Source organism: Bradyrhizobium sp. 142 (genome assembly GCF_023074015.1).
Classification (GTDB): domain Bacteria; phylum Pseudomonadota; class Alphaproteobacteria; order Rhizobiales; family Xanthobacteraceae; genus Bradyrhizobium.
On record NZ_JADPKQ010000341.1, the window covers coordinates 32,561 to 57,888 of the forward strand.

Sequence of the window (25,328 nt, forward strand, 5' to 3'; positions counted from 1 at the left end):
ACATGGCTGGTTCAAAAATAGAAAAGGAGATATTCGGAACGCTGCCGGACGGCCGCGTGGTGGAGCGCATCTTGCTGCGCGGGGAGGGCGGATTCGAGGCCCGCGTCATCACATACGGCGCCGTTCTTCAGGCCCTGGTCGTGCCGGATGTAAAAGGCGGTTACGACGATGTCGTGCTCGGACACGATGCGTTTGCCGGCTATCTCGCCGAGCGAAAATTTTTCGGCGCCGCCGTCGGCCGCTATGCCAATCGTATTGCCAAAGGGCAATTTTCGCTCGACGGTGAGACGGTGCAGCTTCCCGTCAACAACGGCCCCAATGCACTGCACGGCGGTCTCGACGGGTTCGACCGAAAACTCTGGGAGATTGCCGGGATTGACGACGGCAATGAGCCTGCGGTGACGCTCACCTATACGAGCCCGCATGGCGAAGAGAATTATCCCGGCCGGCTCGATGTGCGCCTGACCTACCGTGTCACCGGCCCGACCGAGCTGTCGCTGAGCATGGAGGCGCGAACCGATCGCCCGACCATCGTCAACCTGACCAACCATAGCTTCTTCAACCTCGAGAGCGCCACGTCAGGCACATCCATCCTCGATCACCGGCTGACCGTTGTGGCCGAGCATTTTCTTGCCATCGACCCGACCGCCATCCCGCTGCCGGAGCCGCCGCGTGCAGTGGCCGGAACGCCGTTTGACTTCCGCGACGCAATGCCGGTGGGCGAGCGCATCCGCCAGAGCGATCAGCAATTGCGTAACGGCAGGGGCTATGACCACACCTACTGCCTGACGCACAACGGCAAGCTTGCTCTCGCGGCGCGGCTGGAGGCGCCGCGCTCGGGTAGGATTATGGAGCTGTTGACGGATCAGCCCGGCCTTCAGGTCTATTCCGGCAACTATCTCGACGGCACGATTTCGGGCAAGGGCGGCAAGCTCATCCGGCAGTCGGACGCCATGTGCCTGGAGCCGCACATCTGGCCGGATGCGCCGAACCGGCCGGACTTTCCGAGTCCGCGCCTCGCGCCCGGCGAGGTCTATCGTCATCACACGGTATATCGGTTTGCAGCGAGGGCGCCATGACGGAAGAAGAGGTGCCGACCTCCGTCCTCTCCGCCGAGCATTGCCATCTCGGCGAAGGGCCGACCTATGACGTCACCACCGACACTGCCTGGTGGTTCGACATCCTTGAGGGACGGCTGTTCGAGGCGCACCTTTCCAGCGGCCGCATCCGCGTCCACGCGCTCGGCCGGATGGCGAGCGCGCTCGGGCGCATCGATGCCGCGCGCCAGCTGATCGTGGCCGAGGACGGTCTCTACATCCGTCAGCTCGCCGATGGCGCGATGACGCTGTTCTGTCCGCTCGAGGCCGACAACGCTGCCACCCGCTCCAACGATTGCCGCGTGCATCAGTCGGGCACGTTCTGGATCGGCACCATGGGACGTCACGCCGAGCCGGGCGCGGGCGCGATCTATGCGCTCCATCACGGCAACATCTCGATGCTGTTCCCTCGCATCAGCATTCCTAACTCGATCTGCTTCTCACCCGATGGCGCCACCGGCTACTTCGCCGACACCGCGCACGCGGTGCTCTACGCCGTCCCGCTCAATCCCGCGACCGGTCTGCCGCGCGGCGAGCCGGAGGTGCTGTTGCGCCACACCGGGATCGGCGGCCTCGACGGCTCGGTGATCGATGCCGACGGGCAAATCTGGAACGCCTGCTGGGGCGCGGGCCGCATCGATGTCTATAGTCCGCAAGGCGAGCGCCTGCGTTCGCTGCGCGTGCCGGCGCGCCAGGCGAGCTGTCCCGCCTTCATTGGGCCCGATCTGTCGCGCCTTCTGGTGACCTCCGCCTGGCAGAACATGGACGATGCGGCGCGCGCCGCCGATCCGCAGGCAGGCTGCACCTTTCTGCTCGATGTCTCCGCGCGCGGTCGCGCGGAGCCCGATGTCAAGCTTGCATAGGAGACCAGAGCCAGTACACACCGCGTTCTCGACGAAACGAAGAGCAGTCTGACACATAGACACATAAGGGAGTGAAATATGCGAAAACTGAAGACGACATTCCTCGCGCTGGCACTGGCCGGCGCTGCGACGATGGCCGCAGGCGCCTCCGCCTCCGCCCAGGACAAGGCAACCGTCGGCATCGCCATGCCGACCAAATCCTCGGCGCGCTGGATCGACGATGGCAACAACATGGTCAAGACGCTGAAGGAGCGCGGCTACAACACCGACCTGCAATATGCCGAGGACGACATCCCGAACCAGCTCTCGCAGGTCGAGAACATGGTGACCAAGGGCGCCAAGGCGCTGGTGATTGCCGCGATCGACGGAACCACGCTCTCCGACGTGCTGAAGCAGGCCAAGGCCAAGGGCATCATCGTGATCGCCTATGACCGCCTGATCCGCGGCACGCCGAACGTCGACTATTATGCGACCTTCGATAACTTCCAGGTCGGCGTGCTCCAGGCACAGTCGATCGAGCAGGGCCTCGGCCTGAAGGAAGGCAAGGGGCCTTTCAACATCGAACTGTTCGGCGGCTCGCCCGACGACAACAACGCCTACTTCTTCTACAACGGCGCGATGAGCGTGCTGAAGCCGTATATCGACAGCGGCAAGCTCGTCGTCGTCTCCGGCCAGATGGGCATGGACAAGGTCGCGACGCTACGCTGGGACGGCGCCACCGCGCAGGCCCGCATGGACAACCTGCTCAGCGCCTACTACGGCAACAACAAGGTCAACGCCGTGCTGTCGCCGTATGACGGCCTCTCGATCGGTATCATCTCCTCGCTGAAGGGCGTCGGCTACGGCAGCGCCAACCAACCGATGCCGATCATCAGCGGCCAGGACGCCGAGGTGCCCTCGATCAAGGCGATGCTGCGCGGCGATCAGTATTCGACCATCTTCAAGGACACCCGCGACCTCGCCAAGGTCACGGCCGACATGGTCGATGCCGCGCTCGCCGGCAAGCAGGTCGCCGTCAACGACACCAAGACCTATGAGAACGGCGCCAAGACCGTGCCGTCCTACCTGCTCAAGCCGGTCGTGGTCTACAAGGACAATTGGGAGAAGATCCTGGTCGACAGCGGCTACTACAAGAAGGCGCAGTTCCAGTAAGACTCTCTCGTCTCCCTCTCCCCGCTCTTGCGGGGAGAGGATCTCTCTGGTGGGATGAAGCGTATGTCAACCAACTCGTCATGCCCGAGCTTGTCCCGGGCATCCACGTCCTACCTCGCAAGCGGCTGCACGTGGATGGCCGGGACAAGCCCGGCCATGACGCTGTGGAAACGTCTAGGGACATGAAGCGATGACTGCAATGCTGGAGATGCGCAACGTCAGCAAGAGCTTTTCAGGCGTGCAGGCGCTGCGCGACGTCAACTTCTCGGTTCACGCCGGGCAGATCCATGCGCTCGTCGGCGAGAACGGCGCGGGCAAGTCCACGCTGATGAAAGTGTTGAGCGGGGTCTATCCGGCGGGCAGCTACGAGGGCACCATCGTCTTCGAGGACGAGGAGCGCCGCTTTCGCGACATCAACGATTCCGAGGCGCTCGGTATCATCATCATCCACCAGGAGCTGGCGCTGATTCCGCTGATGTCGATCGCCGAAAACATCTTCCTGTCGCATCCGCCCTCGAAGCTCGGCGTGATCGACCGGGATGAAGTGTACCGGCGCACGCGCGAGCTGCTCGCGCAGGTCGGCCTGAAGGAATCGCCGGATACGCTGATCACCGATCTCGGCGTCGGCAAGCAGCAGTTGGTCGAGATTGCGAAAGCGCTGTCCAAGCGGGTGCGGATGCTGATCCTCGACGAGCCGACCGCGAGCCTGAACGAAGCCGACAGTGCGGCGCTGCTCGAACGCCTGATGACGTTCCGCGAGCAGGGCATCGGCTCGATCCTGATCTCGCACAAGCTCAACGAGGTCGCCCGCGTCGCCGACCACATCACCGTGCTGCGCGACGGCCGTACCGTCGACGGGATCGATTGCCGCAGCGAACCGGTCGAGGAGGACCGCATCATCCGCAGCATGGTCAATCGCGATCTCGCCCACCGCTTTCCGGAGCGCCGCGCGAAGATCGGCGAGCCCGTCCTCGGCGTGGAGAACTGGTCGGTCTATCATCCGATCCATCCCGACCGGCAGGTGATCAAGAACGTCAATTTCGGCGTGAAGCGCGGCGAGGTCGTGGGCATTGCGGGACTGATGGGCGCTGGCCGCACCGAATTCGCCATGAGCCTGTTCGGCCGCTCTTGGGGCACCAATGTCAGCGGCTCGATCCGGCTCGAAGGCCACGAGATCGTGCTGCCGAGCGTCGCCGCCGCGATCGATGCCGGTCTCGCTTACGTCACCGAGGACCGCAAGCAGCTCGGGCTGATCCTCGCCGACGACGTCCGCAAGAACATCACGCTGGCGAGCCTCGACCAAGTCGCCCCGCGCCGGGTGATCGACGACATCGCCGAGCTCAAGGTCGCCAGCGACTATCGCAACCGCATGCGCATCCGTTGCTCCGACGTCTACCAGGAGACCGGCCAGCTCTCGGGCGGCAACCAGCAGAAGGTGGTGCTGTCGAAATGGCTAATGACCGACCCGAAGGTCCTGATCCTCGACGAGCCGACACGTGGCATCGACGTGGGTGCGAAGTACGAGATTTACTGTATCATCAACGAGCTCGCCGAGGCGGGCCGCGGCGTCGTGGTGATCTCCTCGGAGATGCCCGAGCTGCTCGGCATCTGTGACCGCATCTGCGTCATGAACGACGGTGCCTTCGTCGGGGAGTTCGCGGGCACCGACGCGACGCAGGAAAAGATCATGCGCGCCATCATGCGCAATGATAGAAACTTTGGGAGCGGCACGCCTGTTGCCGCAGAGATGGGAGGATCGCAGCCATGACCGACAAGACGGTTTCGCTGCCCGAGGAGCGCCGGCACGGCAGCTTCATCAAGAACAACCTGCGCAATTACGGCATGCTGATGTCGCTGATCGCGATCATGCTGTTCTTCCAGGTCATGACCGGCGGTACGCTGCTGCAGCCGCTCAACCTGACCAATCTGGTGCTCCAGAACAGCTATATCGTTATCATGGCGCTCGGCATGCTGCTCGTGATCGTCACCGGCCATATCGACCTTTCGGTCGGCTCGGTCGCGGGCTTCGTCGGCGCGGTGGCTGCCGTGCTGATGGTGACGTACAAGGTCGACTACACGTTCGCCTTCATCGCCTGCCTCGTGCTCGGCGCGGCAATCGGCGCGGCGCAGGGCTACTGGGTGGCCTATTTCAAGATCCCGTCCTTCATCGTGACCCTGGCCGGCATGCTGGTGTTCAAGGGGCTTGCGCTCGCGGTGTTGCAGGGCCAGTCGCTCGGACCGTTCCCGCCGACCTTCCAGAAATTGTCGTCGGGCTTCATTCCCGAGCTTTTGCCGGAGGCCGGTACGCTGCATCCGACCTCGATGCTGATCGGCGCCGTGCTGGCGCTGGGGCTGGTCTATGCCAGCGCCCGGGGCCGTGCGCGCGAGCAGTTGCATGGCATCGAGGTCGAGCCCTACGCGTTCTTCCTCGGCAAGAGCATCGTGCTGGCTTGCGCGGTGCTCTACGCCACCTACCTGATCGCGACCTATCGCGGCCTGCCCAACGTGCTGGTGATCATGAGCGCATTGATCGCGCTCTATGGCTTCGTCACCCGCCGCACCGTGATCGGGCGGCAGATCTACGCCGTCGGCGGCAACGCCAAGGCGGCAAGCCTGTCCGGCATCAAGACCGAGCGGCTGACCTTCCTCACCTTCGTCAACATGGGAGCGCTCGCAGCTCTCGCCGGCCTCGTCTTCGCCGCGCGCCTCAACACCGCGACCCCGAAGGCCGGTCTCGGCTTCGAGCTCGACGTCATCGCCGCCTGCTTCATTGGCGGCGCCTCGGCCTATGGCGGCGTCGGGCGCGTCGGCGGCGCCGTGGTCGGCGCCATGATCATGGGCGTGATGAACAACGGCATGTCCATCCTCGGCATCGGAATCGACTATCAGCAGGTGATCAAGGGCCTGGTGTTGCTCGGCGCCGTCTGCATCGACGTGTATAACCAGCGCAGATAGGGAGCGGCCAATTCACCCGGCGGCTTGATCTCAAATTGCTATGGATCGCCCGTGGCCGGGGCGTTGTCTCGTCAGCGGGAGCGCTTTGGCAACTTCGGGAGCTTGGCCGGGTCGAATTTCGGCTCCGGCCGTTGCGCCGCTGGCGCGGGCGGCTGGTCCTCACTGTAAATGAGCGTGCCCTCGAGCAGCACGCCGGGGAACTGTTCGGCCGTGGCGGTGTATCGAGCGATCTTGCCGGAGCAGGTTCCTTCCAGCGTAAGCTTGAGTTCGTCGTCGGTTCCGAAAACCGTGGGCAGCCGTTCCGTATTCCTTTTGGTCAGGAGGGTCGCGGTAAATCGTTCGCCGCTGACGTCGACGGACCCGCTGTACGTCATGACCCCGTCACAGCCCCAGATCATCCCATCCGCGACATGGGCGATGCCGGTGCCTTGACCGGTCGGCGTCTTGAACCACGCCCTGTATGTGCCGTCCTTGAGCATGACAATCTCAAGCCTCGTTGCCGAGAGAGCAGATCAGCGGCACAAGTTTAAGATTGCGTTAAGTCTGCGCAGCGTCGCCGGTCCTCAGCGATCCGCTTCGCTGACAGGTGGCGCACTGACCGGAGTAAAAGCCGCGGCGCGCCGCTGCCGGGTGAGCTATTGCCCAGCAGATGGGTATATGATCGAATGACCGGATGAACGATAGCCGGGCCACATCTGACCTCATCATCTTCGATTGCGACGGCGTGCTCGTCGACAGCGAGGTGTTGAGCTGTCAGTGCCTCTCGGACGTGCTGGCCGAGCTTGGGATCGCGCTCAGTCCGGACCAGGCGCTCGAGCTGTTTCTCGGACGCAGCACGAAGGCGATCGAGCAGCACTATCGTGATCTCGGGCAGGATGTGCCGGAGATATTCCTGCCGCGATTGAAGTCGCGCGTGCTGGAGACGTTTGCCGCTTCGCTCGAGGCGATACCCGGCGTGGCTGCCGTGCTGTCGGGTCTGAAGGGGCCGTTTTGCGTGGCGTCGTCGAGCGACCTCGACCGCATCTCGCTCTCGCTTGATGTGACCGGGCTCGCGCCGCATTTTGGCGACCGGCTCTACAGCGCGCAGATGGTCAGGCACGGCAAGCCGGCGCCCGACCTCTTTCTCCACGCCGCCGAACAGATGCAGGCCGATCCGTCTCGCACCGTCGTGATCGAAGACAGCGTCAGCGGCGTGCAGGCGGCCAAGGCGGCCGGCATGACGGTCTGGGGATTTGTCGGCGGCAGCCATTATCGCGGACGCGACGGCCACGCTATATTGTCCGGCGCCGGGGCCGATCGGATCTTCGCGCGCATGAGCGATTTCTGGAAGGACGCGTAACGCCGCCATGGCCGCCGAGAATGAAAAATCCAGGCTCGACGACGCCGCGCGCGCCGGCTGGCTCTATTTCATTGCCGGCCACACCCAGGACGAGATCGCAAAGATGCTCCAGGTGTCGCGGGCTTCGGCCCAGCGGCTGGTGTCGTTGTGCCTTGCCGAGCGGCTGATCACCTTCCGCCTCGAACACCCCATCGCCGCCTGCATGGAATTGGCAGCGCGCCTCAAGGAGCGCTTTGACCTCGTCCATTGCGAGGTGGTGCCGGCCGATCCAGCGGCGCCTCAGGCCAACGCAGGCATCGCCGAGCGCTGCGCCAACCTGCTGGACGCGACGCTACGTTCGGAGACCCCCGTCATCGTCGCGCTCGGGACAGGACGCGCGGTGCGCGCCGCGGTCGAACGCGTCACACCGATCGACCGGCCCAATCATCAGATCGTCTCGCTGGTCGGCAACATCTCCGCCGACGGCTCGGCGAGCTTCTACGACACCGTCGGCCGGCTCGCCGACCGCACCGGTGCTCGGCACTATCCGATGCCGCTGCCGTTCCTGATGTCGTCGGAAGACGAGCGCAATAAGATGGTGCGGATCGAGCCGATCGCGAAGGTGAAGGCGGTTGCGGCCAAGGCTGATCTGCGCCTCGTCGGCATCGGCCAGATGGACCAGAAGGCACAGGTCCATGTCGACGGCTTCCTCACCCGCGACGAATTGTTCGAGATGATGCGGCAGGGAGCGATCGGCGAGATCACCGGTTGGGCTTATGACGCCAAGGGCCGCCTGCTCAAGGCCGGCACCAACAAGCGCCTGACCAGCATTCCGCCAGAGGTGCCGGCGAAGACCACGACGATCGGCGCCGCGCTCGGCGCCGCCAAGGTGCCGGCGATCGCCGCGGCGCTGAACGGACACCTGATCAATGGCCTGATCACGGACGAGGCGACAGCACGGGCGATTCTGGAGAGGTAGGCGAAGCTGGCGCGGCAGTGTGACTCAGCTCCCTCTCCCGCTTGCGGGAGAGGGGTGGGGAGAGGGTCTCTCCACTGGCAAGACTCCCCAAGAGGAGAAAACCCTCACCCGTATCGCATCTGCGATGCGATACGACCTCTCCCGCAAGCGGGAGAGGTAAGAACGCCCGCGGCACTCGCTCGAGATCATCAACTCCGTTCCCCTCCCGCACCGCAGCACTCATAAGTTGCTGAAGCACCCGCACGCCTGCTTGACAACGGCACGCCCTCAGTTGAACATACGCCCAACGCGTGGGCATATGCTCAAAAGCGCGAGCCTTAGGGAGGTCACCGTGAAACACGTCCTCGGCGCCGTCTGCGGCGCGTCTGTCCTGCTGCTGTCCATCCCCGCGGTGGCCGAAACCACCCTGACCATTGCCACCGTGAACAACGGCGACATGATCCGGATGCAGGGTCTGACCAGCGAATTCACCGCGAAGAACCCGGACATCACAGTCAAATGGGTGACGCTGGAAGAAAACGTGTTGCGTCAGCGCGTCACCACCGACATCGCCACCAAGGGCGGGCAGTTCGACGTGCTCACCATCGGCACCTACGAAGTGCCGATCTGGGCCAAGAAGGGCTGGTTGGTGCCGCTGGCCAATCTCGGCGCGGACTACGATGTCGCCGACCTCCTGCCGAAGATCAAGGATGCGGTCTCCGTCGATGGCAAGCTTTACGCCGCGCCGTTCTACGGCGAGAGCTCGATGGTGATGTACCGCACCGATCTGTTCGAGAAGGCCGGCCTCAAGATGCCGGAAAAGCCGACCTGGGATTTCGTCATCGACGCCGCCAAGAAGCTGACCGACAAGAGCGGCGGCGTCTACGGCATCTGCCTGCGCGGCAAGGCCGGCTGGGGCGAGAACATGGCGTTCCTCTCGGCCATGGCCAATTCCTACGGCGCGCGCTGGTTCGACGAGAAGTGGCAGCCGCAGTTCAACACGCCGGAATGGAAGGCGACGCTGACGACCTACGTCAATCTGATGAAGGAGGCGGGACCTCCGGGCGCGAGCTCGAACGGCTTCAACGAGAATTTGGCGTTGTTCAACGCCGGGAAATGCGCGATGTGGATCGATGCCACCGTGGCGGCGTCCTTCGTCAGCAATCCAAAGGACTCCAAGGTCGCCGACAGGGTCGGCTTCGCGCTCGCGCCCAACACCGGGCTCGGCAAGAACGCGAACTGGCTGTGGGCCTGGAGTCTCGCGATCCCCGCCGGCTCCAAGAAAGCCGAAGCCGCCGAGAAGTTCATCGCCTGGGCGACCGGCAAGGACTACACCAAGCTCGTGGCGGCGAAGGAAGGCTGGGCCAATGTGCCGCCGGGCACGCGGACCTCGCTCTACCAGAACCCTGATTATCTCAAGGTCGCGCCGTTCGCCAAGCTGACGCTGGCCTCGATCGACGCGGCCGATCCGAACAAGCCGACCGTGAAGCCGGTGCCTTATGTCGGCGTGCAATACGCCGCGATCCCGGAATTCCAGGGCATCGGCACGCAGGTCGGCCAGCAATTCTCGGCCGCGCTTGCCGGATCGATGACGGTCGATGCCGCGCTCACCGCGGCGCAATCCGTCACCGAGCGCGAGATGAAGCGCGCCGGCTACATCAAGTGAACCCGAGCTCTCCCTCCCGAGCTCAGACTAGCGGCCATCCACGCTTCGCTTGGTGGATGGCCGCCTTCTTCCCCCGGCGGAGAAGCTGACGATGGCAACCCGGCAGACGCAAATCCTTGCGCGGTCGCTCCTGACGCCGGCCGTTGGCTTGCTCTTCATCTGGATGATCGTCCCGCTGGCGCTGACGCTCTATTTCTCGACGCTGCACTACAGCCTGCTCGATCCCGGCTCCGAGGCGTTCGTCGGCCTCGAGAATTTCCGCTATTTCCTCACCGATCCCGCCTTCCTCGACTCGCTCCAGAACACGCTGGTGCTGGTCGGCTCGGTGCTGGCGCTGACCATTCTACTCGGCACTCCCCTGGCGCTGCTGCTCGATCAGCCCGTGATCGGGCGCAACATCGTCCGGCTGATGGTGATCGCGCCGTTCTTCGTGATGCCGACGGTGAGCGCGCTGGTCTGGAAGAATTTGCTGATGCATCCGGTCTCCGGCCTGTTCGCCTGGATCGCGTCGCTATTCGGGCTGACGCCGATCGACTGGTTCAACGACGTGCCGCTGTTCGCCGTGATCCTGATCGTCGCCTGGCAGTGGCTGCCGTTCGCGACGCTGATCTTGCTGACAGCACTGCAATCGCTCGACGAGGAGCAGAAGGAGGCGGCCGAGATGGACGGCGCCAGCGCGCTCTCGGCCTTCATCTACATTACGCTGCCGCATCTGGCGCGTCCCATCACCGTGGTGATCCTGATCGAGACCATTTTCCTGCTCACCGTGTTCGCCGAAATCTTCGTCACCACCGGCGGCGGACCGGGCCTGCAAACCACTAACATCGCCTTCCTGATCTATTCGCAGGCGCTGATCCAGTTCGACGTCGGCAGCGCCTCTGCCGGCGGCCTGGTTGCGGTCGTGATCGCCAACGTCGTCGCCTTCTTCCTGGTCCGCATCGTCGGCCGCAATCTGGAGGCGTGAGACCATGGCACGGATGGCAACGACGCAGCGGGTGGTGGTATCGACCATCGGAGCGTGGTTCTTCGGCTTCCTGATCTTCTTTCCGATCCTCTGGATGGTGCTGGCGAGCTTCAAGACCGAGCTGGAAGCCTTCGCCATTCCGCCATCCTTCCTGTTCTTCCACTGGACCACCGAAAACTACGCCACCGTGCAGGAGCGCAGCGACTATCTGCATCATGCAGTGAATTCGATCATCATCGCCGGCGGGTCGACGCTGATTGCGCTTTTGATCGCCATTCCTGCAGCCTGGTCGATGGCGTTCTCGCCGACCAAGCGCACAAAGGACATCCTGCTCTGGATGCTCTCGACCAAGATGATGCCGCCGGTCGGCGTGCTGGTGCCGATCTACCTGATCTACAAGAGCTTCGGCCTGCTCGATTCCCGCATGGGTCTCGTCTTCATCCTCTGTCTCGGCAATCTGCCGATCGTGATCTGGATGCTCTTCACGTATTTCAAGGAGATCCCGCGCGACATCCTCGAGGCCGCGCGGATGGATGGCGCCACTATCGGCCGCGAGCTCGTCTACGTGCTGACGCCGATGGCGATCCCGGGCCTGGCCTCGACCATGCTGCTCAATCTGATCCTGGCCTGGAACGAGGCGTTCTGGACGCTCAATTTGTCGACCTCGAGCGCCGCGCCGCTCACCGTGTTCATCGCCTCCTATTCGAGTCCGGAAGGGCTGTTCTGGGCAAAGTTGTCGGCGGCCTCGACGCTGGCGATCGCACCCATTCTCGTCCTCGGTTGGTTCAGCCAGAAGCAGCTCGTGCGCGGGCTCACCTTCGGCGCGGTGAAATAAAGGGCTGCCGGATCATGGGTCAGATCACACTTCAGGACGTGCAAAAATCCTTCGGCCCCGTGCACATCATCAAGGGCGCCGATCTCGACGTCGCCGATGGCTCCTTCGTGGTGTTCGTCGGGCCGTCAGGCTGCGGCAAGACCACGCTGCTGCGGCTGATCGCCGGGCTCGAGGACGTCAGCGGCGGCAAGATCCTGATCGACGGCAAGAACGTCGTCGATACGCCGCCCGCCAAGCGTGGCCTCTCGATGGTGTTTCAGTCCTACGCGCTCTATCCGCACATGAGCGTGCGCGGCAATATCGGCTTCGGCTTGAAGATGGCGGGGCTTCCCAAGGACGAGATCAACCGCAAGGTCGAGGCCGCTGCGGCGACGCTGAACCTGACGCCCTATCTCGACCGCAAGCCGCGCGAGCTTTCCGGCGGCCAGCGCCAGCGCGTCGCGATCGGCCGCGCCATCGTCCGCGAGCCCAAGGCGTTCCTGTTCGACGAGCCGCTGTCCAACCTCGATGCCGCGCTGCGCGTGCAGATGCGGATCGAGGTGACGCGGCTGCAGAAACAGCTCGGCACCACCGCGATCTACGTCACCCACGACCAGGTCGAGGCCATGACCATGGCCGACAAGATCGTCGTGCTCAACGGCGGCAAGATCGAGCAGTACGGCTCGCCCCTGGAGCTTTATGAAAGGCCGGCCAACCTGTTCGTGGCCGGCTTCATCGGCTCGCCGAAAATGAACTTCGTGACCGGCGAACTGGCGAAGCAGCAGGGCGCCACCACCATCGGCGTGCGGCCGGAACACCTCAAAATCGAGCGGGACGGCGCCGGCGGCTGGCAGGGCACGATTGCGGTCGCCGAGCATCTCGGCAGCGATACCTTTCTGTACGTCGATGCAGGGCCTCTGGGCATGCTGACGGCACGCTACATCGGCGAACTCAGCCTGCATGCCGGTGACCGCGTGTCGCTGATGCCGGAGCCCGCGCGCATTCACCGCTTCGACGCGAGCGGCAACGCCGTTCGGGGCTGACAAGAAACGGCAAGTACGGCAAGAAACGGAAAGAGCAACATGTACCTGGAAAAATTCAAGCTGGACGGCAAGACGGCGTTCATCACCGGCGGCGGGCAGGGAATTGGCCTCGCCTGTGCCGAGGCGCTGGCTGAAGCCGGCGCCAAGGTCGTCATCGGCGATCGCGACAGCAAGGTCGCGGACACCGCAAAGGCCAGCCTGAAGGCAAAGGGTTATGACGTCGAGACCGCGATCATGGACGTCACCGACACCAAACGCGTGGCCGAGGTGGCGGGCGACCTCGTCGCGCGCCACGGCAAGGTCGACATCCTCGTCAACAATGCCGGCATTGCCCGCAGCGAGACGCCGGCGGAGACCGTGACCGACGAGCACTGGCTCAACGTCATCGACGTCAATCTCAACGGCACCTTCTGGTGCTGCCGCGAGTTCGGCAAGCACATGCTCAAGGCGAAGAGCGGCGCCATCGTCAATATCGGCTCCATGTCGGGCTTCATCGTCAACAAGCCGCAGGAACAATCGTTCTACAATGCCTCCAAGGCCGCCGTGCACCATCTCACCAAGTCGCTGGCCGCCGAATGGGGCGCGCGCGGCATCCGCGTCAATGCGGTTGCGCCGACCTATATCGAGACGCCGCTCAACGCCTTCGTCAAGAGCAATGCAAAAATGTACGACGCCTGGATCGGCGGAACCCCGATGGCGCGGATGGGGCAGGTCGACGAGATCGCTTCCGTCGTGCTGTTCCTCTCTTCGGAGGCCGCGAGCCTGATGACCGGCAGCATCGTACTGGTGGATGGCGGCTACACTTGCTGGTAGGCTTGCGTCAAAATTGACGAGAGCGACCGGGAGTGACAATGCCGCGAGCGTATATCGGCGTCGACGTGGGGACCACGAGCACGCGGGCAGGGGTGTTCGACGAGGCTGGCACCCTTCTGGCCACCGCCCGGCATCCGATCAGGATCTGGCACGAGGCCGGCGATATCGTCGAGCAGTCGTCCGCCGACATCTGGGACGCCTGCGCCAAATCGGTGCGGGCCGCAATGGCGGAAGCCGGCATCGCCCCCGACAGCGTCGGCGGTGTCGGCTTCGACGCCACCTGCTCGCTGGTGCTGGTCGACCGCCAGGGCGAGCCTGTCACCGTCAGTTCCTCCGGCGACAGGCAGCGCAACGTCATCGTCTGGATGGATCATCGCGCCACGGCCGAGGCGCGGCTGATCAACGAGACAGAGGACGCCGTGCTGCGCTATGTCGGCGGCTCGATCTCGCCCGAGATGGAGATGCCGAAGCTGCTATGGCTGAAGCGGCATGCGCGCGCGAGCTTTGACGCGGCGGGTCATTTCTTCGATCTGGCCGACTACCTGACCTGGCGCGCGACCGGCTCGCTGCAGCGCTCGACCTGCACCGTCACCTGCAAATGGAACTATCTCGCGCATGACGGCGGCTGGAGCGCGCCGTTCTTCCGGCGCATTGGCCTATCGGATTTCGTCAGCGAAAACTATGCCCGCATCGGCACCGAGATCGTCGCGCCCGGCACACGGCTCGGAGCGGGTCTCACCCGCGCGGCGGCAGCCAACCTTGGCCTCGTGCCCGGCACGCCGGTGGGCGCGGCGCTGATCGATGCCCATGCCGGCGGCATCGGCGCAATCGGCGGCCGCGACGGATCCGGCGAGGCGACGGACGTCTGCGACCGCCTCGCCTACATCATGGGAACGTCGGCCTGCATCATGGCAACGACGAAGGCGCCGTGTTTCGTGCCGGGCGTCTGGGGTCCTTATTACTCCGGCATGGTGCCAAACTTTTGGCTCAACGAGGGCGGGCAGTCCGCCGCGGGCGCGGCGATCGATCATCTCCTCAAGTCGCATCCCGGCTTTGGCGAGGCGAGCGCGGCAGCGCGCAGCGAGGGGCTCGACATCATCGAGTTCCTCGAACGCCGCATCATCGCGCGCGCAGGTGACGCCAGCCGCGCCGCGCTGCTGGCCCGCGACGTTCATGTCCTCCCCGAGTTCATCGGCAATCGCTCGCCTTACGCCGATCCTGATACGCGCGCGGTGATCACAGGCCTTGATCTCGACACCGATATCGGCGCGATGGAGCGGCTGTTCGTCGCCGGCCTCTGCGGCCTCGCTTATGGCCTTGCCGAAGTGATCGAGGCCTTTGCCGCGCATGGCGTCCACTCCAGCATCATGATCATGGGCGGCGGCGCGAGTCGCAGTCCGCTGGTTCGGCAGATCATGGCCGATACCACCGGCCTCACGGTCGCGCTGCCGCAGACGAAAGAGCCGGTGCTGCTGGGCGCCGCGATGTTGGGGGCGGTCGCCGGCGGTGCCTACGGCTCGATCGGCGAGACCATGGCAAAGATGTCGGCGCTCGGACGGAAGAGCGAGCCGACCGCGCCCGACATGGCCGCCTTTCACGCCCGCAAGTGCGACGTCTACAAGCTGCTACGCGAGGTCGATCGCGGCAGCCGCGCGGCGATGGGCAGAGGCTGAAACGGATGCTGATTTCCTGCGGCGATGCGCTGATCGATTTTGTGCCGACGCAAGACGCCGACGGGCGCGAGGCGGTGATGCCGGCCGTCGGCGGCTCCTGCCTCAACGTCGCCATCGGCATGGCGCGGCTCGGCGCGCCCACCGGTTTCGTCGGCGGGATCTCGACCGACATGTTCGGGCGCATGATCGCCGACCATGCCGCGGCGTCCGACGTCGAGCTCGGTCTCGCCACCCGCAGCGATCACCAGACCACGCTCGCCTTCGTGCGCATCGTCGCCGGCGAGTCGCATTATGCCTTTTATGATGCCGAGACGGCGACTCGGAACTGGACCTACCGGCGCGGGACCATTGCGTTCGATACGGTCGAAGCCCTCCATGTCGGTTCGACCACGCTGGTCAACGACCACGGCGCGGCCGAGACCAAAGCCCTGATCGCCGATGCGCAGGCATCCTCGACGATCTCCTTCGATCCGAACTGCCGGCCCAATCTGGTCAAGGACAAGCCGGCCTACCTTGCGCGCACTGCCGAATTCGCCGCAAGCGCCGATCTCATCAAGATGTCCGACGTCGACTTCGCCTACCTCTACGGCGAAGAGCCCTGGCGGCAACGGGCGACTGCGCTGCTGGAACAAGGGAGAAGCCTCGTCGTCATCAGCCGCGGCAACAACGGCGCCATCGCCTGGCACGCGGGAGCAGGGCAGATCGAAGTCGCAGCGCCGCAGGTCGAGGTCGCCGACACCATCGGCGCCGGCGACAGTTTCCAGGCCGCATTGCTGTTCGCCCTGCACAAGCAGGGGCGCCTCGTCCGCGAGCAACTGAAGCGCATCAGCACCGAGGAACTCCGCCGCGCGCTGTCCTTTGCCGCCAATTGCGCCGGCCTCACCTGCACCCGCCCGGGCGCCGATCCGCCCTGGAGCCATGAGATCGCGTGGAGCTGGTAGTCCCCGTCACAGCCGCGCCACGACTTTCTCGGCGCATTTGAGGAAGGTGCGGATCATCGGGCTGTGGGAATCCCGCCGCCAGCACACCGCAACATCGATGGAATCGGCGGCATCGCGCAGCGGCCTGAACACGATGCCGCGCGGCGCGCCGAGCTTGGCGCAGGCCGGCACGATGGCGAGACCTTCGCCGGCGAGAACCAGGCTCATCGCCGAATGCACCGTCTCCACCCGGCTGGCGATCGGCATCACCACCTGGTGCCGCCGCAGCAGGGCGGCGACCGCGGAGGAGGCGGGATCCTGGTCCGGCGGCGGCAACGCGATCAGCGGGCGGCCCTGTAGCCGGGCCATCGGCACGGCATTCAGGCGCGCCAGCGGCGAGCGGATCGGCATCACCAGCATCAACGGCTGCGCCCCGATCTGCGCCACCTGGATCTCGGGATGGTGGATCGCGGGCATGCACAGCGCGACCGTGACGCTGCGGTCGAGCAGCCGCACCTCGCGCGTCGATGCGCTGAGTTCTGCGAAGTCGAGATCGACGCCGGGAACGGATCGGCGCAATTCGGGGATCAGCCATGGCAGCACTGCGTTCGCCAGCACGAACATGTAGCCGACCGACAGCCGGCCGCGCCGCCCGGAGGCCACCGCACGGGCAGCTTCGGCGCCGTCGGCGGCGAGTGCAAGCGCCTCGCTGGCGCGCGCCAGCAGCGCTTGGCCCGCCTCGGTCAGGTCCATGCCGCGCGTGCCGCGGCGAAACAATGGCGCGCCGATTTCGGCTTCCAGCTTGCGGATCTGGACCGAGAGCGGCGGCTGCGCCATCCGCAGCCGCTCGGCGGCCTTGCCGACGCTGCGCGCCTCGGCCACGGCGACGAAATAGCGAAGCCGGCGAAGATCCATTGGCATACCGAAAACGTATGGGTTGACGATTAAAATCGTATTGGACGGCGAGTTAACAAAACTGTCATTCTCGCTGTCAATGGCATGTCAATGCCACGTCAGTGTCTTGGGCCAACGGCGGCCGGCTTCGGAGTGTGATTTGAGGATGAACGGCGATCCCTGCCTGCTGTCCGCAACCGAACTGCGCGGCCTTATCGTCGAAAAACGGATTTCGCCGGTCGAGATCACCCGCGCGGTTCTCGCCCGCGCCGAGGCGCTGCAGCCCAAGCTGAACTGCTTCATCACGCTCTGTGGCGACGAGGCGATGGCGCAGGCGCGCGAGGCGGAGCGCAAGGTGATAGCCGGCGAGCCGCTCGGCCTGCTGCACGGCATCCCCGTCACCGTCAAGGACATCGTCAACACCAGGGGCGTGAGGACCACCTTCGGCGCCGTTCCCTACAGGGATAATGTGCCGGCCGCAGATGCAGTCGCGGTTGCAAAGCTGCGCGCGCAAGGCGCGATCCTGATAGGCAAGACCACCACGCCGGAATTCGGCAGCAAATGCCTGACCGACTCGCCGCTGTTTGGCCGCACCCGCAATGCGTGGAGCGCGGAGCGTTCCTCCGGCGGCTCCAGCGGCGGCGCGGCAGTGGCGGCGGCGAGCGGCATCGCGCCGCTGGCGATCGCGACCGACGGCGGCGGCTCGACGCGGATTCCGGCGGCCTGCAACGGCGTGGTCGGGCTGAAGCAGAGCAATGGCGTCATCGCGCACAGCCAGGCGCTGGATGCTTTCGGCAACCAGACCTATGTCACGCCCACCACCCGCACCGTCGCCGATACCGCGCTGATGATGCAGGCCATGGCCGGGGAGGACCCTTGCGATCCCTGGTCGATCGGCGTTCCCGTGCCGGACTTTATCGGCACCGCAATGGCACGCGGCGATCTGCGCGGGCAGAAAATCCTGTTCTGCCTCTCGCCGCCCGGCCGTCCCGTGTCCGCCGATATCGCAGCCAGCTTCAGGGCGAGCCTCGATCGGCTGGCGCGTCTTGGCGCCGAACTCGAGGAATTCTCCGGCGAGGGTTTTGACGTCGAGCCGATCTGGCGCGCTATCAACCACACGCTCTGGCGCACCCGCTTTGCAAAATTGGCGGCCGAGCACAGGAGCGAACTGAGCGAGGCCTTCCTCAAACAGCTTGCGCTTGCGACGGAAGTCAGCGGCGTCGATTATCAAGAGGCGATGTTCGCGCGCACCGCGCTGTTTCGCCGGGTGCAATCCCTGCTTGCGCGCGGCAACCTGCTGGCGATGCCGACCCTCACCCGCACTGCGCTGCCGATCGAGCAGGACCTGTTCGGCACCATCGAGATCGACGGCAAGCATTTCGACAGTGTCCGCCCGCACTGGTTCCCCTGGACCATGCCCTTCAACATGACCGGGCATCCCGCCGTCAGCCTGCCCTGCGGCTTCGGCCGCGACGGCCTGCCGATCGGGCTCCAGCTCGTCGGCCGCTTCCGTGACGACGCCGAATTGCTGCGCGTGAGCGCGCTGTTCGAGGCCTCGCACGATCTCCTGTCCCGCCGGCCTGCTTGAGGGGATGCGCATGCGGCAAAGCACTTGCGTCGCGCCCCCGGACATGTTGATCGTGGCGCGGGTGAGCCCTGAAACCGAGCGCGCATGAACGTATTTGTCCTAATGCGGCATGGCGCCCGCAACCCCCTCGGTGTCGTCCTGGCGAAGGCCAGGACCCCATACCGCGGAATTTATCCGCGACGGGCGGTGCCAGTACCGAACGACCAGTCTTCGCCAAACCGCTCCCTGGGGTTATGGGTCCTGGCCTTCGCCAGGACGACGTCGGAGCTCGAGCGCATGAGCGTATTTTTCCTAATGCTGCATAGCGCCCGCAACCCCCTCGGTGTCGTCCTGGCGAAGGCCAGGACCCATACCGCGGAATTTATCGGTGACGCGCGGTGCCAGTACCGAACGACCAGTCTTCGCCAAACCGCTCCCTGGGGTTATGGGTCCTGGCCTTCGCCAGGACGACGTCGGAGCTCGTGAGCGCATGAGCGTATTTGTCCTCCGACGTCTCGTGACTTTGCTGGCGACGCTGGTCGGCGCTTCCCTGATCATTTTCCTGGTGCTGGACGCGCTTCCCGGCAACGCCGCGCAGATGCTGATGGGCGCCGATGCGTCGGCGGATGCGGTGCGCGCGCTCACCGTCAAGCTCGGCCTCGATCAGCCGCTGGCCGTCCGCTATCTGCACTGGATCAAGGGCCTTGTCCTCGGCGACCTCGGCAACAGCTATGTCTACGGCACGCCCGTCGCAGCCCTGATCGCGGAGCGGCTGGTGCTGACGGTCCCGCTCGCGATCATGTCCATGCTGATCACGGTGACGCTGGCGCTTTCGGCCGGCATCTACACCGCGGCCAACCACAACAAGCTCGGCGATGTCGGGGTGATGTCGCTGACGCAGGTCGGCATCGCGCTGCCGAACTTCTGGTTCGCAATTCTCCTGGTGCTCCTGTTCTCGGTGCGGCTGCAATGGCTGTCCGCCGGCGGCTTTGCCGGCTGGGAGGACGGCATCTGGCTTGGCATCAAGTCGCTGCTGCTACCGGCAGTCTCGCTCGCGGTGGTGCAGGCCGCGATCCTCGCGCGCGTCACGCGCTCGGCGGTGCTGGAAGTGCTGCGTGAGGATTTTGTGCGCACCGCGCGCGCGAAGGGGCTCGGCAGGCGCGAGGTGCTGTGGCGCCATGTGCTGCGCAACGCCATGATCCCGGTGATGACGGTGATGGGCCTGCAATTCGCCAATCTGCTCGCCGGCACCATCGTGATCGAGAACGTGTTCTATCTGCCGGGCCTCGGCCGCCTGATCTTCCAGTCGATCGCCAATCGCGACCTCATCGTGGTGCGCAATTGCGTGATGCTGCTCGCTACCATGGTCGTCATCGTCAATTTCGTGGTCGACGTGCTCTATGCTTTCGTCGATCCCCGCATCAAGGTGCACGACCTGTGAGTGATCCGCTCGCCGCCGCAGTCGGATTGCCGACGGCACCTGCGCCGACGCGTCCCGCCACGGGATTTTGGCGTCGTGCGCTGCGGCATCGCAGCTTCATGCTGGGCGGCGCGCTCAGCCTTGTGGTGCTCGCCTCGGCGCTGTTGTCGCTGGTATGGACGCCGTGGTCGCCGTACGAGATCGACATTGCTTCAAAACTCAGGCCGCCGTCGGCGGCGCACTGGCTCGGCACCGATTCCTTCGGCCGCGACATCGTCTCGCTGCTGCTCGCAGGCGCCCGCTCTACCATCATGGTCGGCGTTATCGCGGTGAGCATAGGTCTTACCTTCGGCGTCTGTCTCGGCTTGATCGCATCGGCCCGGCGCGGCTGGACCGAAGAGATCATCATGCGCTTCTCTGATTTCACCTTCGCCTTTCCGGCCGTGCTCTCCGCCATCATGCTCGCGGCTGTCGTGGGTCCGGGCATGGTGACCTCGATCGTCGCGATCGGCATTTTTCAGATCCCGACGCTGACCCGGCTGACGCGCGGCTCGGCCAACGCGATCTGGGCGCGTGAGTTCGTGCTGGCTGCGCGTGCCGCGGGCAAGGGGGGCTTTCGCATCACCATCGAGCATGTGCTGCCCAACATCCTGTCGATCCTGATCGTGCAGGTCACCATCCAGTTCGCGCTGGCAATTCTCGCCGAAGCCGCCTTGTCCTATCTCGGACTCGGCACGCAGCCGCCGCAACCGTCCTGGGGCCGCATGCTGAACGACGCGCAGACGCTGCTGTTTCAGTCGCCGATGCTGGCGGTCTATCCCGGCGCTGCAATCGCGATTGCTGTGCTCGGCCTCAATCTGCTCGGCGATGGACTGCGCGATCTGCTCGATCCAAGACTGGCGCGGGAGCGGTGAGGATGGCTGATCCCGTAACCATGCCGCTGATCGCGGTCGACAATCTCGGTGTCCGCCTCAACACCAGCCGCGGTCCTGCGCAGGCCGTACGCGGCGTCAGCTTCTCGCTGAGGCGCGGCGAGACGCTGGGGCTAGTCGGCGAATCCGGCTGCGGCAAGTCGGTCACGGCGCTGTCCCTGATGGGGCTGTTGCCCGAAAGCGCGGTCGTGACCGGCAGCATCCGGCTCGACGGACGCGAGCTGGTCGGGCTTTCGGATGCGGACTATTGCGGCTTGCGCGGCAACCGCATCGGCATGATCTTCCAGGAGCCGATGACCGCGCTCAACCCGATGCACACGATCGGGCACCAGGTCGCCGAGCCGCTGCGGCGTCACAAGAAATATTCCGCCGCCCAAGCGCGCAAGGAAGCGATCGCCTTGCTCGACCGCGTCGGACTGCCGGATCCGGCAAGGCGCATCGATGCCTATCCGCATCAGTTTTCGGGCGGCCAGCGCCAGCGCGTCACGATCGCGATGGCGCTCGCCTGCGGCCCCGACCTGTTGATTGCGGACGAGCCGACCACTGCGCTCGACGTCACCATTCAGGGCCAGATCCTCGACCTTATCGCCGACCTCGTCGAGGAGCGCGGCATGTCGATGATCCTGATCTCGCACGATCTCGGCGTCATCGCCGAGAACGTGCAGCGCATGATGGTGATGTATGGCGGCACCGTGGTCGAGAGCGGGCCGACCGACGAGGTGTTCCGCCGCATGGGGCATCCCTACACACAGGGCCTGTTCCGCGCCCGCCCGAAGCTCGGCGCGCGCAAGGGGACGCGGCTGAAGACGATCTCGGGCACGGTGCCGGAGCTTGCCGACCTGCCGTCCGGCTGCACCTTTTCGGATCGATGTCCGCTCGTGATCGACCAATGTCGCGCCGCGCTTCCACCGATGGTGGACGTCGGGCCTGGCCACTTCGTGCGCTGCATCAGGACGGATGTCTCGATGGCTGAAAGGGTCGGAGCGTTGACCGCATGACCGCAGCGCCTCTTCTCGATGTGAAGGATCTCGAGCAGCGCTACGCGTTGCCGCGCGAAAGCCTTTTTCGTCCGCCGGGGCAGGTGCGCGCGCTCAATGGCGTCAGCGTGCAGGTCGCCTCCGGCAAGAGCCTCGGCATTGTCGGCGAATCCGGCTCGGGCAAGTCGACCTTCGCGCGGCTGGTGATGGCGCTGGAGCGGCCGACATCGGGGCAGGTCGCGCTGCTCGGGCGCAACCTCAACCATATCTCCGCTGACGAGCTGCGCCGCGCCCGCCGCGACTTCCAGATGGTGTTCCAGGATCCCTATGGCTCGCTCGACCCGCGCCAGACCATCGCGCGCATCGTCGCCGAACCGCTGACCGTGCTGGAGGAGGCCGATCGCACCACATTTCGCGCGCGGGTCTCCGCCGTGCTGCGGCAGGTGGGCTTGCGCGATGCCGACATGGACAAATATCCGCACGAGTTCTCCGGCGGCCAGCGTCAGCGCATCGCGATCGCGCGCGCGCTCATCACCCAGCCGAAGCTGATCGTCGCCGACGAACCGGTCTCCGCCCTCGACGTTTCCGTGCAGGCGCAGGTGTTGAACCTGATGCAGGACCTCCAGGAGCAGTTCGGCCTGAGCTACGTCCTGATCAGCCACGACCTCGCCGTCGTCGACTATCTCTGCGACGAGGTCGCGGTGATGTATCTCGGCCGCATCGTCGAGCAGGGACGCCCCGAAGACCTGTTCGAGCGCTGCGCCCATCCCTACACGCGGGCGCTGCTGGACGCCGTGCCGCGCGTCCGCGCCGGCAGCGGCCGGCGCCGCCGCGGAGCGCAGGTGATCGCCTCGCAATCGGCGGCCGCGACCGGATGCCCCTATGCCGCGCGCTGCGCGCTTGCCGACCAGCATTGCCGCGAGGTCCTGCCTGAGTTGCGCAAGCTGGGCGAGGCGCATCTGGCCGCCTGCCACAAGGCAGAGGCCGTGATGGCATTGCCGCGAGCCGCCATGGAAGGTTAGTGTCCGGGGCGGAATTGGCGTAGTCTTGAGAAGACAGAAGGCCGGGGAGTTACGCATGTTCAGGAAACTATCCATCGTCGCATTCGCTGCCGTGCTCGCTGCGGCGCCGCTACCGGTGCTGGCGCAGGGCAAGAAGGACAGCGTCGTCATGGCCATGGCGCTGGAGCCTCCGGGGCTCGATCCCACCAACGCGGCCGCCGCGGCGATCGCCGAGGTCACGCTCTACAACATCTATGAGACGCTGACCAAGATTAACGAGGACGGCACCACCTCGCCCCTGCTGGCGGAGAGCTGGACCGCTTCGCCCGACCTGAAGACCTACACGTTCAAGCTGCGCAAGGGCGTCAAATTCCACAATGGCGAGCCGTTCGATTCCGCGGCGGTGAAATTCTCGTTCGAGCGCAACGCTGTCGCCACCAGCACCAACAAGGACAAGAGCCTGTTCCAGAGCTTCGAGTCCGTTGCCGCGCCCGATGCCGACACGGTCGTGATCACGCTGAAAAATTCAGAGCCGAACTTTCCGTTCTTGATCGGGCAGGCGAGTGCCTCGATCGTCGAGCCGAAGAGCGCGCCGACGAATATCACGCAGCCGGTTGGGACCGGGCCCTATCAGCTCGGCGCCTGGGCCAAGGGCTCGTCGATGACCCTGAACAAATGGGCCGACTATCGCAATGCCGCCGCGATCAAGCTCTCCAAGGTGACGATCCGCTTCATTTCTGATCCAGCGGCGCAGACGGCGGCGCTGCTCTCGGGTGACGTCGATGCGTTTCCGCGCGTCGCGGCCCAGCGCACCATCGCGCAGTTCAAGGCCGATCCGCGCTTCAACGTTATGGTCGGCGGCTCCAGGGCCAAGACCATCGTCGCCATCAACCATCGCAAGAAGCCGCTCGACGATGTCCGCGTGCGCCGTGCGATCCTCGCCGCGATTGATCGCAAGGCGATGATCGACGGCGCCGTCGATGGTTTCGGCACGCCGATCGGCAGCTTCTACGTGCCAACCGCGCTTGGCTATGTCGATACCACCGGTATCAACCCGTACGATCCCGAGAAGGCCAAGAAGCTGCTGGCCGAGGCCGGCGTCACCACGCCGCTCGAGCTGTCGCTGAAGCTGCCGCCGCCGTCCTATGCGCGGCAGGGCGGCGAGATCCTCGCAGCCCAGCTCGCCAAGGTCGGCATCATCGCCAAGGTCGAGAACGTCGAATGGGCGCAGTGGCTGTCGCAGGTGTTCGCCGGCAATGGTCCGCACAATTTCGACCTCACCATCGTCAGCCATGTCGAGCCGTTCGATCTCGTCAAGATCACCGAGCCGGACTACTACCTCGGCTACAACAACGAGGCCTTCAACGCGCTCTACAAGCAGATCGTGTCGACACCCGATGAAGCGGCCCGTGTAAAGCTTCTCGGCGACGCCCAGCGCATGCTGGCAACCGACGCCGTCTCCGCCTACCTCTACCAGCCGCAGCTGATCACCATCACGAACAAGAAGCTGAAGGGCGTCTGGAAGGAAGTCCCGCAGTTCGAGAACGATTTTTCGGCGTGGCATTGGGAGTAGGGGAGCGCGAAGGCACCCTCATCGTTCGCCGCGCGCGGCCCGTTGTTGTGCCCTCTCCCCTTGTGGGAGAGGGCAGCGACGCCGGTAGACACGGACTCGCAGGGTGGGGGGTCTTCGTCCGCACGCGAATCTCGCAAGTTGAATTCGCGGATAGAGACCCCTCATCAGGCGCTTCGCGCCACCTTCTCTCCTGGAAACGAGGTTTTTCGCGCTTGAGTCTGCTCACGACTCAAATTGTGAAAGAGTGCGCGGCGATCAAGAGAGCCCAGGGTCACACCAGCCACGCCGTCTCAGGTGTCAAGTGACTCCTCCCACTCAGAGCCGAGCACCCACGACAATGCGGAAAGCTTGCCGCTTAGCAAGCCCCATTCGAAGTCATCCCAACCCAGATTCTTCTTGCCGTATTTTCGTTCGATGCGCCGCGCCGCCTTGCGGGCAGTCGCGAAGATCGGTTTCTGGGCTTCGGCCAGCCTCTCCTCGCCGGTTCGCCGCGGCTTCATTCCTGGCGGAATAGAACCCGGCATCTGCCGCGACCAGACGTGGCGTGCGACCGAGCTTGGCTTGGTGGATTTCGATGGCCGGGATCAACAGGTCCGAATCGCTCGGCCGCCGATCATAGACTTCGTAGTCGATCACGATCTGGTTTTCGGCTTCCTGCAGCTTGACCATCTTGCCGAACCCGTTGGGCTTGCCGGCCTTGCCCTTGCGAATGATCTCCGTCGAGGGCT

General features: G+C 64.9%; 22 protein-coding genes and 1 pseudogene. 20 read left to right on the plus strand and 3 right to left on the minus strand.

Translation table 11 applies throughout. The features are described from left to right. The first annotated feature begins 2 nt into the window (after positions 1 to 2). From IVA82_RS32115 to mmsB, 5 genes are all read left to right on the plus strand, one after another. The gene (locus IVA82_RS32115) at positions 3 to 1,079 is read left to right on the plus strand and encodes an aldose epimerase family protein (RefSeq protein ID WP_247390989.1); all 1,077 of its coding nucleotides are present in this window, start codon (positions 3 to 5) and stop codon (positions 1,077 to 1,079) included. Continuing rightward, positions 1,076 to 1,960, plus strand: a complete 885-nt coding sequence (locus IVA82_RS32120; protein ID WP_247390987.1) for an SMP-30/gluconolactonase/LRE family protein — start codon at positions 1,076 to 1,078, stop codon at positions 1,958 to 1,960. The genes IVA82_RS32115 and IVA82_RS32120 overlap by 4 nt, the downstream gene beginning before the upstream one ends. Before the next feature lie 78 nt (positions 1,961 to 2,038). Beyond that, a complete protein-coding gene (chvE, locus tag IVA82_RS32125) occupies positions 2,039 to 3,112 on the plus strand; it encodes a multiple monosaccharide ABC transporter substrate-binding protein (protein WP_247390986.1) in 1,074 nt (357 codons plus the stop codon). 190 nt (positions 3,113 to 3,302) lie between these two features. Continuing rightward, positions 3,303 to 4,880 carry a multiple monosaccharide ABC transporter ATP-binding protein gene (mmsA, locus tag IVA82_RS32130; RefSeq protein WP_247390985.1) on the plus strand — a complete coding sequence of 526 codons (1,578 nt, stop codon included), beginning with the start codon at positions 3,303 to 3,305 and terminating at the stop codon, positions 4,878 to 4,880. Then, entirely contained in the window at positions 4,877 to 6,067 is a 1,191-nt protein-coding gene (gene mmsB, locus IVA82_RS32135) for a multiple monosaccharide ABC transporter permease (protein ID WP_247390984.1), read from the plus strand. The genes mmsA and mmsB overlap by 4 nt, the downstream gene beginning before the upstream one ends. A 71-nt stretch (positions 6,068 to 6,138) precedes the next feature. Here mmsB and IVA82_RS32140 read toward each other — a convergent pair whose 3' ends face one another. Continuing rightward, positions 6,139 to 6,546, minus strand: a complete 408-nt coding sequence (locus IVA82_RS32140) for a hypothetical protein (RefSeq protein WP_247390983.1) — start codon at positions 6,544 to 6,546, stop codon at positions 6,139 to 6,141. 194 nt (positions 6,547 to 6,740) lie between these two features. Here IVA82_RS32140 and IVA82_RS32145 point away from each other — a divergent pair, with 194 nt between their 5' ends. The 9 genes from IVA82_RS32145 to IVA82_RS32185 all read left to right on the plus strand — a co-directional run bounded on the left by IVA82_RS32145 (position 6,741) and on the right by IVA82_RS32185 (position 16,257). Beyond that, on the plus strand, positions 6,741 to 7,406 hold the full coding sequence (locus IVA82_RS32145) for an HAD family hydrolase (RefSeq protein ID WP_247390982.1): 666 nt from the start codon (positions 6,741 to 6,743) through the stop codon (positions 7,404 to 7,406). A 7-nt stretch (positions 7,407 to 7,413) separates the two neighbouring features. Continuing rightward, positions 7,414 to 8,364 (plus strand): sugar-binding domain-containing protein, encoded by a 951-nt coding sequence (locus IVA82_RS32150; protein WP_247390981.1) that lies wholly within the window; start codon positions 7,414 to 7,416, stop codon positions 8,362 to 8,364. A gap of 331 nt (positions 8,365 to 8,695) precedes the next feature. Then, positions 8,696 to 10,009 carry a sugar ABC transporter substrate-binding protein gene (locus tag IVA82_RS32155; RefSeq protein WP_247390979.1) on the plus strand — a complete coding sequence of 438 codons (1,314 nt, stop codon included), beginning with the start codon at positions 8,696 to 8,698 and terminating at the stop codon, positions 10,007 to 10,009. A gap of 91 nt (positions 10,010 to 10,100) precedes the next feature. Next, positions 10,101 to 10,973 (plus strand): sugar ABC transporter permease, encoded by an 873-nt coding sequence (locus IVA82_RS32160; protein ID WP_247390977.1) that lies wholly within the window; start codon positions 10,101 to 10,103, stop codon positions 10,971 to 10,973. 4 nt (positions 10,974 to 10,977) lie between these two features. Then, on the plus strand, positions 10,978 to 11,808 hold the full coding sequence (locus tag IVA82_RS32165; protein WP_148738103.1) for a carbohydrate ABC transporter permease: 831 nt from the start codon (positions 10,978 to 10,980) through the stop codon (positions 11,806 to 11,808). A 14-nt stretch (positions 11,809 to 11,822) separates the two neighbouring features. Beyond that, entirely contained in the window at positions 11,823 to 12,830 is a 1,008-nt protein-coding gene (locus IVA82_RS32170; RefSeq protein ID WP_247390975.1) for an ABC transporter ATP-binding protein, read from the plus strand. 39 nt (positions 12,831 to 12,869) lie between these two features. Next, positions 12,870 to 13,643 (plus strand): SDR family oxidoreductase, encoded by a 774-nt coding sequence (locus IVA82_RS32175; protein WP_247390973.1) that lies wholly within the window; start codon positions 12,870 to 12,872, stop codon positions 13,641 to 13,643. Positions 13,644 to 13,681: 38 nt separating this feature from the next. Next, positions 13,682 to 15,316, plus strand: coding sequence for an FGGY-family carbohydrate kinase (locus IVA82_RS32180; protein WP_247390971.1), 1,635 nt, complete (start codon positions 13,682 to 13,684; stop codon positions 15,314 to 15,316). A gap of 5 nt (positions 15,317 to 15,321) precedes the next feature. Further along, the gene (locus IVA82_RS32185; protein ID WP_247390969.1) at positions 15,322 to 16,257 is read left to right on the plus strand and encodes a carbohydrate kinase; all 936 of its coding nucleotides are present in this window, start codon (positions 15,322 to 15,324) and stop codon (positions 16,255 to 16,257) included. Positions 16,258 to 16,263: 6 nt separating this feature from the next. On the opposite strand, the gene IVA82_RS32190 is transcribed toward IVA82_RS32185, so the two are convergent. Beyond that, a complete protein-coding gene (locus IVA82_RS32190) occupies positions 16,264 to 17,151 on the minus strand; it encodes a LysR substrate-binding domain-containing protein (RefSeq protein ID WP_247390968.1) in 888 nt (295 codons plus the stop codon). 145 nt (positions 17,152 to 17,296) lie between these two features. Here IVA82_RS32190 and IVA82_RS32195 point away from each other — a divergent pair, with 145 nt between their 5' ends. The 6 genes from IVA82_RS32195 (at position 17,297) to IVA82_RS32220 (ending at position 24,600) form a co-directional block, all read left to right on the plus strand. Further along, entirely contained in the window at positions 17,297 to 18,718 is a 1,422-nt protein-coding gene (locus IVA82_RS32195) for an amidase (protein WP_247390966.1), read from the plus strand. Positions 18,719 to 19,187: 469 nt separating this feature from the next. Further along, positions 19,188 to 20,138: an ABC transporter permease gene (locus tag IVA82_RS32200; protein ID WP_247390964.1), complete on the plus strand. Its 951-nt coding sequence runs from the start codon at positions 19,188 to 19,190 to the stop codon at positions 20,136 to 20,138. A gap of 26 nt (positions 20,139 to 20,164) precedes the next feature. After that, positions 20,165 to 21,031, plus strand: coding sequence for an ABC transporter permease (locus IVA82_RS32205; protein ID WP_346658816.1), 867 nt, complete (start codon positions 20,165 to 20,167; stop codon positions 21,029 to 21,031). Between the two features lie 2 nt (positions 21,032 to 21,033). Beyond that, a complete protein-coding gene (locus IVA82_RS32210) occupies positions 21,034 to 22,047 on the plus strand; it encodes an ABC transporter ATP-binding protein (RefSeq protein ID WP_247390962.1) in 1,014 nt (337 codons plus the stop codon). Continuing rightward, positions 22,044 to 23,048 carry an oligopeptide/dipeptide ABC transporter ATP-binding protein gene (locus tag IVA82_RS32215; protein WP_247390960.1) on the plus strand — a complete coding sequence of 335 codons (1,005 nt, stop codon included), beginning with the start codon at positions 22,044 to 22,046 and terminating at the stop codon, positions 23,046 to 23,048. Before IVA82_RS32210 ends, IVA82_RS32215 begins: the two co-directional genes overlap by 4 nt. 55 nt (positions 23,049 to 23,103) lie before the next feature. Then, positions 23,104 to 24,600 carry an ABC transporter substrate-binding protein gene (locus IVA82_RS32220; protein WP_247390959.1) on the plus strand — a complete coding sequence of 499 codons (1,497 nt, stop codon included), beginning with the start codon at positions 23,104 to 23,106 and terminating at the stop codon, positions 24,598 to 24,600. A 290-nt stretch (positions 24,601 to 24,890) separates the two neighbouring features. Here IVA82_RS32220 and IVA82_RS32225 read toward each other — a convergent pair. After that, positions 24,891 to 25,328 (minus strand): annotated as a pseudogene (locus tag IVA82_RS32225) (hypothetical protein); the annotation flags it as partial.